We start from the raw sequence: 15,359 nt of genomic DNA on the forward strand, positions 1-15,359 counted from the left end.
ACAGAGTCCTATCGGGACTACGTCAAAAAACGAAAATAGGGAATATAAACAATAAAAAATATAGGATATGAAACTGAGAAATATACTATCCGTTTTTTGCTTCCTGGCAGCGATGGCATCCTGTTCGATGGAAGATGATACAATGATGAACGATGCATCGAAAGAATTTGAAGCAAGCGTAAATGCAGATAAAGAGGCTTACTTGGCTTTTGGTATGAATCTTGGAGTCATGAACACCAAATCAACAGTTAAGGATGACCAGGTTGGAACAGATGATAAGATAGACCAGGAAATTAATAATTTATGGATTTTCTTGTTAGATGGTGAAACCGTATTGAATAAAGCTTATTTGGCTAAGGATAACATCCACTTTGATGCTGAACATCATCTGTATAAGGATGCTGAGCATACTACTCCTTTTGGTTTCCTGACTAAGAAAAAGGATAATTTGAAACTATTCGTAATCGCAAATTCTACATACACTGCAAATAATGCTACAATCGCCGCTTGTACAACATTGAGCGGAATTAAAGCTCTTTCTTTGGGTGCAGATGATTTGAACGCTTGCGTGAAAGTATCGGATGTCGCAAATGTCGTTTGGGGCAATTATCCCGGATACGAAAAGATAAACGGTGCGGACGGTGCATTGCTGCAAGAGCCTTGCTGGGTCGACGTTACTCTGAAACAGGCTTATGCTCGTGTAGGTTTGAAGAGCTTCGTAGTAAAGAAAAGTGACGAGTTGACAGATAACATAGACGTTACTTTATTGGAAGCAACTTTGAGCAATCAGAATATGGCATGGTCTGTAGGTGGAGCAGGTCAGAATATTAGTAAAAGTACCCCATCTTATTTGGCACAAGGTGCTTCCTATACTTGCAATACCGCTTCCATAACAGACAATGAAGGTTTGAATCTGATTTCCGGTGAATTAGCCGCTTATAGAACATTCCAGAATGAAACAGAAACTCCTGTAAGCATCAATCTGAAATATCAGATTGGAGTGAATGTATATGAGAAGACGTATCCTATTAAGACTGCTTATGAAGCAAAGGTTTTGGCCGGTAATATCTATCAGTTGAATGTGATTATGACAGTTGCGGATCGGGAAGCTGATGTTGTAGTGTCTTGCTATACGGAGGACTGGAAAGAAGGCGGTGCTTTGGATGAGATTGTATTGAAGCCTTCTAATAATTAATGAACGGGTAAAATTATATAATTATGAAACTAAAGAAAATACTATCAGGAATGTTTATCGTGGCATTAGGTGTTACATCCTGTACATCTGAAATGCCTGTTGATAACCAGGGAGAAGACGGAGTAAGCGCACTGTCAGTCGTACTGTCTGTAGGGGATCAAGTCACAAAGACTATCGATGATCCTGCCGGTGGAAGTTACGGCATCGCTACAACCAAAGAAATTACAATCAATGACTTTCATGTTGCTATTTTTGACGGTACGAGCAATCAGCGGATTGATGCAATGACTGTAAAACCAGGTGAAACAGGGGTTCAAGATGCGACTATCACCGACAATGGGAAAAAATATTCCGGCTATAAAGTTAATTTTGAGAATGTCTCAACAAGAGATCATGAATCTGTTTATGCAGTGGTTATAGCGAATGCCTCCAAGACAGAGTATGATGTTTTTGATAATTGTAAAGAGTATTCGGATTATGAAGGTGTTATTATCAAAACCGAATCGTTTGATGCTTCAAATTTAGCTAAGTCAGGTATGTCAGAGTCAAAAACTATTTCAGGTAATACTACTATAGAGTTACTTGTGCCGCTGACACAGCTTTCTGCCCGTATCGATTTTGGAACAGCTACTGCTGCGACGAAAGCGGGTTCTGGCGATGAGATTACTTCTGATTGGAGTGTAGTCACAAGTCAGCCGGATGATTTGGATGAAGCAGTTTGGAATGCACTGAAAACTAAAGCCGCTGATAATAAATCTGGTACATGGGAGCCTAAATCAAATGAAACGGAAGGGCCTTTGTCCTCATTTACTGATAATTCTTATAAAAGGAGAAATCATTATAATGTTTGGGAAGCAATTAGCAATTCGTATGGGGGATATTATTATTCTGCACAGTATGGTGATTGGTACTCCAAAGACTGGGATTGGAATAGATATCGTTCTGCTTATTATGCCAATCGTATCCTCCTTGTCCGCAAAAAAGTAACGACTACGTCGGTAGCTCCTCCCTCTACTTCTTCCGGATTTAATCTTACAGAGGCCTCCTTCGTTGGTAATGGTCAGACAATCCCTGATTGTAAGGTTACCGGTAACTCTAAATATAGGGCAATTAATGGTTCTTTTAGCACAAATACCTCTTTCTATACGTATGCACTGCCGGAGGATAAAGATTTGGAAATAACATTGAAGGGAACTTTCCAGGAAGGTTCTTCTGGAAGTACAGGAGGACAGACTTCTGAGAAATGGGTATATGGTATCTGGACACAGAGCCGTGGGGCTGGTTGGAACAATGTCTCTACTACTCCAGAAGATGATTCTGCTGGAATTACATGGTACGACGGTAAAGATGGTAGCCCGGAGATAACTCAAGAGATTTCATCAACGAAATCTGTTTCAACTGCATCCGATAACTCTTTAAAGAGCGGCGAAAAGATCTATACCTATAAATTCAATTGGTCGGATTTGAAACAGGATGGTGAGCCGGTGACTCTTCAGAGAGGCTATCGTTACAAGCTGGATGTTGTGAAGGTGGATAAGAACGATTTTAAACTGATTGTGATGAAGGAACCTTGGAGCATTCAAGAAGTCAATGTTGGATATGACAGTGATAAGTATAAGTAAAATTTTGCAAAAGTATACAGATATGAAAACGATAAATTATTTAATAGCTATACTGCTCATTTCATCTTTTGGTGTTATGACCTCTTGTGTGGATGAGATAGAAGGAAAAAGTGAGGGAAATAGTAATACTATACAACTAACGATTGCTGCACCAGAAAACAATGTCGTTTCTCCTACAAAATCGGGAGGAATGACTATTGATGAGACAATAAATGATATATGTATTCTGATCTATAAGAATGGCCTGCTGACCGATGAGTCTGTTTATACGACTGATGGTATTTCTGATATTCAGAATAATGCAAGTGGGCATACTTATCAAATTGATATTGAGGATTTGGAACAAAGAACTGTATATGTCGTTGCTAATGCCGGTAATATTAAAAATGAGTGGAATAATGAATCTGGTCTTAACACCGAATATTCATTAGCTAATAATAAACCGAAGTGTATATTGTTTGCAAAAGGGAAATCATTTAATGTAAAGGATGATAAGTCAGTTACAGCATCATTAGAACGAATTTATGCAAAAGTAACGGTTGAGATAAATACAAAGGGGGTTAGTAATGCAACAATAATACCGAAAAGCGTAACTTTAAAGAATGTGCCGGCCACAGGCCAATTGCAAGAGAATAAAATAGTTGGAACTACAGAGAGTGTAGATTATATTTCCAATGCAGGTACCATTACTTTTGCCGATCCGATAAATAAGGTTAGTGGTGGTCACGGTGATAATGCCGATGCTTTTTATATGTATGAAAATATGCAACCGCTCGGCTATTGTTTGAAAGACGGAAAAGAGTTTACAGGAGAGTGGAAAAGCACATATAATGGGAATCAGGCTTATAAAACTCCTGCAAGCATGGGCGGGGCTACAAAAGATCCGGCGGTTGTTGGCAGAAATAAGACTTGTTCATATATTGAAGTTGTCGCTGATTATACTGGGAGCAAAGGTAACGGAACTGTAAACTATCGTTTCTTTTTGGGGAAAGATGCTTATACTTCTTTCGCAGTTGAGCGGAATACGCATTATCAAGTAACTTTAACACTGTCCGGAGATGGCGGCGTGGATGAAGCTTCCTGGCGTGTTACTACAGCTATTATGGGTGCTTTTACTCCACATGATGCTTATGTCGGCTATTTGGTAGGATCGAAGAGCAGGGTATATGTGGATTTGGGCAATGATACGAATTTGCCAAATTCTAATTGGACAATTCGTAAAAAGAGTGGAACCGATGTTGTTACTACAAGTTCAAATTTGCAGCGAGATGGAGATCGCTATTATTTTGAAGTTGTAGCAAAAGAGACGAATGTGAGTGACCGTAGTACTCAATCCGGCGTTTATACGATCAGTTCAAATAAGGCATCAGAATCAAAAGATGTTACGGTCACTCAGGTGATTCGTATATTGGATCCGATCGCTTATTATCATCAGAATCCGCAAACAGTATTTGAAAAAGATGTGGTGGTCAAAGTCTTTAATCGTAATCCGGATAACTTTTATATTCCTTTATCATCGGTTGGTGCTTGGACGGTTTCAGTTGAGTCTGGTAATTGGTTCACATTGAGTAAACATCAGGATTATACTGGGGATAATACAGTCTCTGCTGGTAATAATGTAATAACAGGTGAAGGTGGCGCTGTTAAATTTCATTTTAAAGCGAGCGCTTTAGGAAATAATTCTGCACGCTATGGATGTATCTCCGTGAAATATCATAATAACATGTGTGAGCATAAGATCTATTTGCGCCAAGGTGGTGGCGATACGGAACTTATAAGCGGACAGGCTCAATGGGCCTATAGTAATGTTATTAAGAGGGGTACGAATGGAACTTATGCTACGCAACCTGGGCCTATGTTTGCGGGGGGAAATAGTAGTACTTTATATAATTCTTATACTCCAGGTTATAATATATCCTATGATATTAGTGGTCAGGATCGTAGTAATTGGATGACAATATCAGGGGATCACTATTCAGAGCCATTGCAAGGACCGTGTCCTAAGGGATATACTTTGCCTTCCATTCGTGATATGTCTGTTTTGAAGAAAGCATGCCATATGGATAATTTAACTGCGGCAGTTGGCTATATCTATGATGACGATCCTACGCCAGGATGGGAATGGAGTCAGAGGAATGGTGTATATTATGCGAATCCGAATAATATGGATCATAGTAATCCTGCAAAAGGAATTGTTTTAGTTAATACTAATAATTATGTAAACTTGGTATTCCCATTTGGTAATGGTGTCCTTAAACATGCTGGTGTCCCTGACAATGGAATGGATACAGGCTTGGATGAAATCGGTGTTGGATTCCGTACTTCCGGTAAACTGTATACAGAGGAGGATGTTATGGAGAATGGATCTATAAATGTCTATGTTTCATATAATGCTAATTATTGGAGTGGGTCTCCTGGTAGCGGTGGTAATCAGCATTTATCTTATATGAAATTCTGGTATTTCTTGAAGAGAAATGTACCTATCTACCTTAGTGATGGAAGTAATAGATGGGGAGAAAGTTGGGAGGTTTCCTGGAATGGAGCTGGTGGTTTGGATCGTAAAAACGGAATGTTTGTCCGGTGTGTGAAAAACAGTAAGCCTGCGGATCGTAATTATTATAATAATAATTTTTAATCTGGAACTTTAGGAATGTCAGAAAAGTAATGAATAGCCTATATTTTTTCATTTAACTTACATACACCAATCCTTAACGGGATATAGGTAGCTTAGGGCACGAAGAATTTCTTCGCGCCCTTTGTGAGGTTAAAGGGGATACCCGTGAAATCCGTGTATGAAAGATAGAACAGAAATCTTTTTCAACAAAAGTTTTCGAGCGGTAGGAAAAGCTGGTAAAGATTGTCAATCCAATGGAAAAAGAACGTATAGTGTATGGGGAGTGCCTGAAAGCCTATCGCGACAATCAAAATATATGAGATTATGCTTATCAACAGGCTTTTCTGTATGATATAAAGAAGGATTGCAAAAAGGATTAATGTGTAAGATGCCCCTTAAGATAAAGCAAAAAAGAGCGGCCCCCACTATTATAATGGATTGCACCGGTCTGAATACTGATGCAATCGCGGGGCTATAACGCCTGAACTTCGGTAAATGTCGGCAATATCCCCGCATTTACGAGCTAAAAACTACGAAAATTCAATATTTACAAAAATAAATCGTTTTTTATTTGTTTATATCAAATATAAGGCCGTCCTTTGTCATGTAAGCAAAAGAACTGTTTACAGTTGAGAATTGCTTACTCAATAGTAAGCAAAACCCTATGAAAAAGGTGTACTGAATATGGTAGTGGTGGGTTTAGGGAGGATGCCAGAATGAGTTTACTCATTTTTTTCAGTAAATAATTAACTAAAACGATAACTATGTGTGAGCGGGAGTATAGATAACTTATCTATCTCCCGCTTTTTACTTTAAACTTATTTCTTTTTTGCTGGAATAGACCCACTTGAATAAATTCTTTCCCTGAAAAGTTTTGTATTTTGCAGAAAAGCCGTACCTTTGCAAGCCGAATATTATCAAAATTGTACTAAGAGTTTAATTCTTAGCACGTTGTTGCGTCAAGTGTCCGTAGTGACAGCGCACGCGGGAATTGGATTCTTGTTTTTTAGAGTTATTAATTTATTAATTTTTAAAGCAAGTGGATACTTTAAGTTTTAAGACCATTTCTGCAAACAAAGCAACTGTAAACAAAGAGTGGGTCATTGTTGACGCCGAAGGACAGACTTTGGGACGCCTTTGCGCAAAGGTGGCTAAGCTTTTGCGCGGTAAGTATAAACCCAATTTTACTCCGCACGTTGATTGTGGTGATAACGTAATTATCATCAATGCAGACAAAATCGTTCTGACAGGTAATAAGTGGAACGATCGTATTTATTTGAGATATACCGGATATCCCGGTGGACAGATCGCTTATACTCCGGCCGACTTACAGGCTAAGGGTGACGACCGTCTGTTCCGTAAAGTAGTGAAAGGTATGCTTCCCAAGAATCGTCTGGGTGCCAAACTGTTGAATAATCTGTATGTATATGCAGGAACAGAGCACAAACACGAAGCTCAGCAGCCTAAATTAATCGATATAAACTCATATAAATAATCACAATGGAAGTAGTAAATGCAATAGGAAGACGTAAAGCTGCAGTTGCTCGCGTATTCGTAAGCGAAGGTACAGGAAAGATTACTATCAACAAACGTGATCTGGCTAATTACTTTCCTTCTACAATCCTTCAGTTCATTGTTAAGCAGCCGCTCGCAAAGCTGAACGTTGCAGAACAATATGATATCAAAATCAACCTTGATGGTGGAGGTTTCAAAGGACAGTCCGAAGCTGCTCGCCTGGCTATCGCCCGCGCACTGGTGAAGATCAATCCGGAAGACAAATCTGCTCTTCGTTCGGAAGGTTTTGTTACTCGTGACCCGCGTGCCGTTGAACGTAAGAAACCGGGACGTCCTAAGGCTCGTAAGAGATTCCAGTTCAGTAAACGTTAATCTTATTTGTGAGTCCCTTACAAGTAGAGCAAAGCGTTTAGTATCTAAATTATCAGGATTCTTTTTATATGCTGACATACGGAAAGACTACCTGGTGATTGAGTTAAACAAAAGAAAGTAAACGATTTAAGAAAAAAACAATGTCAAGAGTTAATTTTGATCAGTTATTAGAAGCTGGCGTACACTTCGGACACTTAAAAAGAAAGTGGAACCCCGCAATGGCTCCTTATATTTTCATGGAGCGCAATGGTATTCATATCATTGATTTGTATAAAACAGTTGCTAAAGTAGATGAAGCAGCAGAAGTAATGAAGAACCTGGCTAAACAGGGAAAGAAAGTACTTTTCGTTGCTACTAAAAAACAAGCTAAACAAGTTGTCGCTGACAAGGCTGCTTCTGTAGGTATGCCTTACGTTATCGAACGTTGGCCGGGTGGTATGTTGACCAACTTCCCGACTATCCGTAAAGCTATCAAGAAGATGGCTACTATCGATAAGATGACTAAAGATGGTACATTTGATAATCTTTCCAAGAGAGAAAAACTTCAGATTACTCGCCAGCGTGCCAAGTTGGAAAAGACTTTGGGTTCTATCGTAGACCTGACTCGTCTCCCGTCTGCTTTGTTCGTTGTTGACGTAATGAAAGAACATATCGCAGTTCGTGAAGCTAACCGTCTGGGTATCCCCGTATTTGGTATGGTAGATACTAACTCGGATCCGAACAACATCGACTACGTGATTCCGGCTAACGATGACGCTACTAAGTCTGTAGAAGTTATCTTGGGCGCTATCTGCGAAGCAATGAACGAAGGTCTGCAGGAACGTAAAGCTGAAAAGATCGATACTGAAGCTGCCGGTGAAGGCGAAGCTCCGAAAAGAGAACGCAAAGCTAAAGCTGCAGTAAAGAAAGAACGTACGAAGAAAGAAGACGAAGAAGCGTTGAACGCTAACGTTGCTGACAAGTTCGCGAAAGACGAAGAGTAATTCAATTGCCAATTGACGTTTGCCAATTGACAATGAGGAAAACAAATAACAATGGGCAATTGGCTTTTGACAGTAATTGTCAATCGGCAACTGTCCATTGTCAATTTATAAAGAGTATAAACATTTAAATATAAGGAAATAAGATTATGGCTGTAACTATGGCTGATATAACCAAGCTGCGCAAAATGAGCGGAGCTGGTATGATGGACTGCAAGAAGGCTTTGACCGAATCTGACGGTGATATCGAAAAAGCAATGGAAATTATCCGTAAAAAAGGACAGGCTATCGCCGCTAAGCGTTCTGACCGTGATGCTGCCGAAGGTTGCGTGTTGGCAAAGAAAGATGGCGAATTTGCTGCTATCATCGCTTTGAAGTGCGAAACTGACTTCGTTGCCAAGAATGAAGATTTCATCGCGCTGGCTCAGGCTATCCTTGACGCTGCTGTGGCTAACAAGTGCAAGACGCTGGACGAAGTAAAAGCGCTTCCGATGGGTAAGGGTACCGTACAGGATGCTGTTACCGATCGTAGCGGTATCACTGGCGAAAAGATGGAATTGGACGGCTATAACGTGGTAGAAGGTGCTTACACGACTGTTTACAACCACATGGGTAAGAACCAACTTTGTACGATCGCTGCTTTCAACAAGGAATCAGAAGAGGCTGCTCATAACATCGTAATGCAGATCGCTGCTATGAACCCGATCGCTATTGATGAAGCTGGCGTTTCTGAATCTGTAAAAGAACAGGAAATCCAGGTGGCTATCGAAAAGACAAAGGCTGAACAAGTTCAGAAAGCTGTTGAAGCTGCCCTGAAGAAAGCCGGAATCAACCCGACACACGTTGACAGCGAAGAGCATATGGAAAGCAACATGGCTAAAGGCTGGATCACAGCTGAAGATGTTGCCAAAGCAAAAGAAATCATCGCTACTGTTTCTGCTGAAAAAGCAGCCAACTTGCCTCAGCAGATGATCGAGAACATTGCCAAGGGTCGTCTTGCCAAGTTCTTGAAGGAAGTTTGCTTGTTGAACCAGGAAGATATCATGGACAGCAAGAAGACTGTAAGAGAAACAATGAAGGAAGCAGATCCCGAATTGCAGATCCTTGCATTCAAACGCTTCACTTTGCGTGCTGAATAATTAACGTTACCGTTATATATAAAAAAGGCTGCCGGATTTTTCCGGCAGCCTTTTTTACTTCTCCTGAGTGCGATATTTCCGTACAATCTTCTATGCGTTTTTAAATAATCGATTCTCCAGGGGTTAAAAAAAGAGGATATCTATTAGAATATCCTCTTTATGAAGTGGTTATAATGCAATTTTACTTCAATGCAGCTAATGCGTTTTTGATGCGTTTGATAGCTTCCACAATGTTTTCATCGCTCGTAGCATAACTCATGCGGATACATTCGGGTGCGCCGAATGATGTACCGCCTACGCAAGCCACGTGTGCAACTTCCAACAGGTACATGGCCAGATCGTCTGCATCGTTGATTGTCCGTGTGCCGTCTGTCTTGCCATAATAATAGCTACATTTCGGGAACAGGTAGAAAGCGCCTTCCGGCTGGTTTACTTCGAATCCCGGAACGTCTTTTGCCAACTTGACGATCAGATTGCGGCGACGTTCGAATGCCTGGCGCATTTCTTCAACCGGTGCCTGTGAACCCGTGTAAGCGGCTTCTGCAGCCTTTTGGGATACGGAGCATGGTCCGGATGTATATTGTCCCTGTAATTTGTTGACAGCCTTTACGATCCATTCCGGTCCGGCGATGAAACCGATACGCCAGCCGGTCATTGCATAGGCTTTGGATACGCCGTTTACAATGACAGTGCGGTCTTTCATGCCGTCTACCTGTGCAATGCTGTTATGCTTGCCGATATAGTTGATATGTTCGTAAATTTCATCTGCGATAACGATGATTTCCGGATGTTTTTTCAAAACATCGGCTAAGCCTGCCAATTCTTCCGCGCTGTAAACGGAACCCGTCGGGTTGGAAGGGGAGCAGAGGATAATTGCTTTTGTCTTCGGTGTGATGGCTGCTTCCAGCTGTGCCGGTGTGATCTTGAAATCCTGTTCGATACCAGCCGGTACGATAACGGGTTTACCTTCAGCCAATTTCACCATTTCCGGGTAGCTAACCCAGAACGGAGCCGGGATAATTACTTCGTCACCCGGATTTACCAATACCATGATTGTATTACAAACGGATTGTTTTGCACCATTTGCGCAGGAAATCTGGTTGGCTGTATATTCCAATCCGTTTTCGTTTTTCAGCTTGGCAACGATCGCATTGCGCAATGCCGGATAACCAGCAACGGGAGAATAACGAGAAAAGTTTTCGTCAATAGCTTTTTTAGCCGCTTCCTTAATGTAATCAGGGGTGTTGAAGTCGGGTTCTCCGACACTTAAGTTGATAACATCCACTCCCTGAGCTTTTAATTCACCGCTCTTCTGAGACATCGCCAATGTTGCGGATGGCGACAAACTTGCTAAACGTGCTGATACTTGTGTCATGATAGTGTTTTTATGTAATTATAAATTATTTGATATTATGTAAGACATGCCCCATCCGTTCCTTCTTCGTCTTCATATAGAATTCGTTATAAGGATTCGGAGCCACCTCGATAGGCACGTTTTCTACGACAGTCAGTCCGTATGCTTCCAACCCGACACGCTTCACGGGATTGTTGGTCATCAGGCGCATTTGCGTCACCCCTAAGTGGCGCAGGATCTGGGCGCCTACGCCATAATCGCGTTCATCTGCCTGGTGTCCCAGGTGCAGGTTGGCGTCGACAGTGTCCAAGCCGTCTTCCTGAAGCTTATACGCTTTCATCTTTTCCATCAATCCGATACCCCGGCCTTCCTGGCTCAAGTAAACGATGACGCCTTTGCCTTCTTTCTCGATGCGTTCCATTGCTTTGTGCAACTGTTCCCCGCATTCGCAGCGCATGGAACCGAAGATATCTCCGGTTGCACAAGAGGAGTGTACACGCACTAAGATCGGTTCGTCCGGTTCGAATTTACCCTTTATCAGGGCGATATGCTCCAAACCGTTACTTTTCTGGCGGAAAGGGATCAGGCGGAAGTGCCCGTATTGTGTCGGCATATCCACTTCTACACCGTTTTCTACGATCGATTCCGTTTTCAGGCGATAGGCGATCAGGTCTTTGATGCAGATGATCTTGATGTCGAATTTCTTGGCTACCTCTATCAGTTCCGGCAGGCGTGCCATCGTCCCGTCTTCATTGATGATTTCGATCAATGCACCGGCGGGATACAGCCCGGCCAGGCGTGCCAGGTCTACCGCAGCTTCCGTATGCCCGGCACGGCGAAGTACGCCACGCGAACGTGCACGGAGCGGGTTGATATGTCCCGGACGTCCCAAATCGGACGGTTTTGTTTTCGGATCGGCCAATGCGAGGATTGTCTCCGCACGGTCGAACATGGAAACGCCTGTCGTACAACCGCCTCCCAATTTATCTACTGTTATCGTGAAAGGTGTTCCCAATAAAGAGGTATTATTGGCTACCTGCATATCCAGTTCCAGCTCCTGGCAACGTTCTTCCGTAATCGGGGCGCATAATACGCCGCGACCGTTTTTCAACATGAAGTTTACTTTCTCAGGAGTTATCTTTTCTGCAGCAATAATAAAATCACCTTCATTTTCGCGGTCTTCGTCATCCACAACGATTAAGAACTTCCCTTCGCGGAAGTCTTCAATCGCTTCTTCAATGGTGTTTAATTTAATTTCGCTCATATATTTTTCTTCTATTTCTTATTTTACAAAGATACGGGTAATTTTTCAATTATCTCAATCAGTTCATTACTTGTCTTTTGCACCATCTGTATGTCGTGGCGCAAAAGCTTACGCTGGTAAGTGGCGAGCAGATAGACCGGCAATCCTATCGGGAAAAATATTCCGAAAGCCAAGCCGATGTTTCCGTTTATTTTTGCGTTCATCTGGTTGTATCCGCTGATAACCGGATAGTCCATCAGTTTGTTCAGCACCAGGTTCTGGTCTGAATTTTCCAACTCTTCGATGATACCGTCCATTTCGGCAGCCAAACTGTCGGCTGTGTGGTCACGGCCTCCCTGTTTCCAGAAGCGGATATAGTTTGTCCACCGCTTATGCCCGGCCAGGTATGTTTTGCAGTTTTCAGCCAACTGTTCCAGGCGTGGAATGATATTTTTGTAATCCGGATTGAACATGATAACCTCTTTCAGCTCCACTTTTCTTCCCGAACGTTTGCCGAACAGGTTTTTCAACGCATTCAGATAAGTATCTGCATTCAGGATGACAGAGTCGTTAACCGCCTTGTATGTCAGGAAAATACCTAACGGAGCCAATACCGCCGAACTCAACCACATCCCTTCCCAAGCTTGCCAGATTCCGTCGCGGGCCATCTTGAAACCGATGTTGTCGATAATGTAGTAGAAAATAAACAGGACTACTGATATAACGACCGGCATTCCCAATCCTCCTTTGCGGATGATGGCGCCGAGCGGAGCTCCGATAAAGAAGAAAACCATACAGGCGAATGAAAGGGTGAATTTCTTGTGCCATTCCGTTAAATGCCGGCGCACCTTGTAGGCTTCGTCTCCGACGGTAGCCGCCCTGAAGAAATAATCGGCTTTCATATTCTCGATGCTCGACTTTGCGCGTGTCAGGATCGTCGCTTTCTTTCCGGGATCTTCAGCCTGGTAAAGGCTGTCGAAATTCATGACAATGACCGGCTCGTCTTTTTTCTGATCCGTGTTTATGTTTTCCGGTTCTTTTCCTGTATCTTTCGATTCTGGATTTTTTGTATCTTTAGGTTTGCTCAACGTCCTTTTGTAGGATGTTTCGTAAACATTCTTCGAATTGACGTCCTGAATACTATCCAGGCGCACGCTCATGGAGTCGATGGAGGTCTGCAGGTCATGCATATTTTTCCCCAGATACTGGTTTTGCATGAATGATTCGTCCGTGCGTGAGAAGTTAGCGTCGAACTCGATCAGGATATCGCGGCTTGTGAATGTCTCCCTCTGATAAGGAACGGCGTTTTGCTTCCCGTCGGCATTCTTGGATTGATCCCCTATGTTTTGAAAAGATTCGCCGTTAAACAGGGAAAGGACCAGGAACAGTTTATCAGCCGAAGTTTTTAACCGTCCCGAATCGGCAACCATCACGCTCACATTATTGAAACCCTTGGTATGATCATAGATCATCATGTCGCGGAGCAGTCCCGTTTTATTGTCCTTATGCTTTACATATACATTATAACCGGTGATGTCACTGTAGAAAACCCCTTCCGGAATATCCAACTCCGGAGATTTCTGGCGCATGGACCAAAGCAATGTGTAGAGCTTGACTTGGACGACAGGCATGGCGTAGTTCTGGAAAAAGAAAGCCCCGATACTGATAATGCTGATTGTAATGATCAGCGGGCGCATAATCTTGACAAGCGAGACACCCGCCGATTTCATAGCCAGTAATTCCAATCGTTCGCCCAAATTCCCGAAAGTCATCAGGGAAGCCAACAGTATCGCTAAGGGGAGAGCCATTGGCACAAGAAAAAGGGCTGCATACATGAACATTTCTCCCAAGACGGGGATTCCCAGGCCTTTCCCAACCATGTCGTCAATGTATCTCCACAAGAACTGCATGAGCACAATGAACAGACAAATGCCGAAGGTCATTAGAAACAACGGCAGGAAAGTCTGCAACATAAATGTATATAATCGTTTTATTTTCAACATTGCTTATCCGGTTGACGGCGCAAAAGTAGTGAAAAAACGATATGATAGCTAACAGAAATCACTAAAACTACCTAAATGCCGAGCGTACGCTTCAGTTCTTCTACTTGGGTATCCCACAAATCGATAGAATCCCGTTTTTCATCCGGTTCGGCAAAATCTGTTATTTGCAAAGAAGTGGAGCCTGTTAGTTCGTGCGTGTGAATCTGAAATTCAAAATAGGCAGTATCATCCTCTTCATCAGTCCAGCGGTAGCGGACACTCATTTCCGGTTTGATGGATAGTACTTCTGCGTCCTGTTCGGCTTTGTTCCATTTAAAAACATACATGTTACCATTAATAATAACATCGTCAGCGAACCAAGCAGATAGCCCTGGAGGTGTAGTGAGGTGATTCCATAAGCTTCTTCGCGAAACTTTATCGAAGATGTATTCGATATGAAATTTCTCTTTTTTCATTTTTTCATTGTGTTTATTGCGCAGCAAGGTAGTAAAAGAATCGCTATTCGCCAAATCTGCATATAAAAAAAGCGACTCTGAATTAATATCTTAACACGAGGCTTTGAAAATAATTGAATTTTTTTTCGCGAAAGAGTTGCATGATATGAAAATAAACTCTACTTTTGCAGCGTCAATCAAGGAAATGATGACAACATGATGGCGAGATAGCTCAGCTGGTTAGAGCGCATGATTCATAATCATGAGGTCCCCGGTTCAATCCCGGGTCTCGCTACGGAAAGCGTTTAGGAAATTTCTTAAACGCTTTTTTTGTTGTCTATTGTTGCGTTTTGTTTGTTATATATATTATTAATGTACACGCGTGATAGAAAGTGCGTCTGTTTGTAGTTGCCGTTTTTTTTGCTGTATATATAAAAGGAAAGTTCAGACTATCTGATTTTCTATTGAATAGAAGCAGATATTCTGAACTTTACGATAATTATGTAACCTCACGGTTATGTTAATTAGGTTTGCTTGCAGAATTAAGGGATTCGTGCAAACAGAGTATAGGGTAAAATTTCACAAATTGTATTGTGTTATTTCTTACCTACAAAAGTACATCATTTGTTGTTTATGTTGTAATGGTAAATATGTCATCTGTGATGGGTGTTTCTATTATTCGTAATATGTCAAGGTGTTCATTATCAAGGTGTACAAAATTTAACGAAGGTAAAAGTGTCATAGGTGTGTGTATTCCTATCACGGAGAATCGCATATTTTCAAAAAAGTGGCGCACACTCGGAACAATCCAAATGTGCGCCTATTGCATATAAAAAAATTGAGGGCAAATTATCCGACTGTAACATACTGAATAACAGTACCCCAGTC

At 41.9% G+C, this 15,359-nt stretch carries 11 protein-coding genes and 1 tRNA gene; 8 read left to right on the forward strand and 4 right to left on the reverse strand.

Translation table 11 applies throughout. The features are described from left to right. Positions 1–67 precede the first annotated feature (67 nt). From DWU89_RS19540 to tsf, 7 genes are all read left to right on the forward strand, one after another. Positions 68–1,195 carry a fimbrial protein gene (locus tag DWU89_RS19540; protein WP_115501310.1) on the forward strand — a complete coding sequence of 376 codons (1,128 nt, stop codon included), beginning with the start codon at positions 68–70 and terminating at the stop codon, positions 1,193–1,195. Between the two features lie 23 nt (positions 1,196–1,218). Next, positions 1,219–2,817 (forward strand): hypothetical protein, encoded by a 1,599-nt coding sequence (locus DWU89_RS19545; protein ID WP_147292157.1) that lies wholly within the window; start codon positions 1,219–1,221, stop codon positions 2,815–2,817. Between the two features lie 22 nt (positions 2,818–2,839). Further along, positions 2,840–5,452, forward strand: a complete 2,613-nt coding sequence (locus DWU89_RS19550; RefSeq protein ID WP_158543411.1) for a DUF4906 domain-containing protein — start codon at positions 2,840–2,842, stop codon at positions 5,450–5,452. 1,018 nt (positions 5,453–6,470) lie between these two features. After that, positions 6,471–6,926 carry a 50S ribosomal protein L13 gene (gene rplM, locus DWU89_RS19555; RefSeq protein WP_005637644.1) on the forward strand — a complete coding sequence of 152 codons (456 nt, stop codon included), beginning with the start codon at positions 6,471–6,473 and terminating at the stop codon, positions 6,924–6,926. Positions 6,927–6,931: 5 nt separating this feature from the next. After that, a complete protein-coding gene (gene rpsI / locus DWU89_RS19560) occupies positions 6,932–7,318 on the forward strand; it encodes a 30S ribosomal protein S9 (RefSeq protein WP_115501313.1) in 387 nt (128 codons plus the stop codon). 140 nt (positions 7,319–7,458) lie between these two features. Then, entirely contained in the window at positions 7,459–8,301 is an 843-nt protein-coding gene (gene rpsB, locus DWU89_RS19565; protein ID WP_115501314.1) for a 30S ribosomal protein S2, read from the forward strand. A gap of 146 nt (positions 8,302–8,447) precedes the next feature. Next, the gene (gene tsf, locus DWU89_RS19570; protein WP_115501315.1) at positions 8,448–9,437 is read left to right on the forward strand and encodes a translation elongation factor Ts; all 990 of its coding nucleotides are present in this window, start codon (positions 8,448–8,450) and stop codon (positions 9,435–9,437) included. 181 nt (positions 9,438–9,618) lie between these two features. Here tsf and DWU89_RS19575 read toward each other — a convergent pair whose 3' ends face one another. The 4 genes from DWU89_RS19575 to DWU89_RS19590 all read right to left on the reverse strand — a co-directional run bounded on the left by DWU89_RS19575 (position 9,619) and on the right by DWU89_RS19590 (position 14,492). Then, a complete protein-coding gene (locus DWU89_RS19575; RefSeq protein ID WP_115501316.1) occupies positions 9,619–10,812 on the reverse strand; it encodes a pyridoxal phosphate-dependent aminotransferase in 1,194 nt (397 codons plus the stop codon). Positions 10,813–10,837: 25 nt separating this feature from the next. Next, positions 10,838–12,055, reverse strand: a complete 1,218-nt coding sequence (locus DWU89_RS19580) for a bifunctional 3,4-dihydroxy-2-butanone-4-phosphate synthase/GTP cyclohydrolase II (protein WP_115501317.1) — start codon at positions 12,053–12,055, stop codon at positions 10,838–10,840. A gap of 23 nt (positions 12,056–12,078) precedes the next feature. Further along, on the reverse strand, positions 12,079–14,037 hold the full coding sequence (locus tag DWU89_RS19585) for an LptF/LptG family permease (RefSeq protein WP_244205958.1): 1,959 nt from the start codon (positions 14,035–14,037) through the stop codon (positions 12,079–12,081). A gap of 71 nt (positions 14,038–14,108) precedes the next feature. Next, complete coding sequence (locus DWU89_RS19590) at positions 14,109–14,492, reverse strand: START-like domain-containing protein (RefSeq protein ID WP_115501319.1); 384 nt, start codon at positions 14,490–14,492, stop codon at positions 14,109–14,111. Between the two features lie 200 nt (positions 14,493–14,692). Here DWU89_RS19590 and DWU89_RS19595 point away from each other — a divergent pair. Next, positions 14,693–14,766: transfer RNA gene (locus DWU89_RS19595), tRNA-Met, on the forward strand. Positions 14,767–15,359: the final 593 nt, after the last annotated feature.

It is taken from the genome of Parabacteroides acidifaciens (genome assembly GCF_003363715.1).
In the GTDB taxonomy this organism is placed as follows: Bacteria; Bacteroidota; Bacteroidia; order Bacteroidales; family Tannerellaceae; genus Parabacteroides; species Parabacteroides acidifaciens.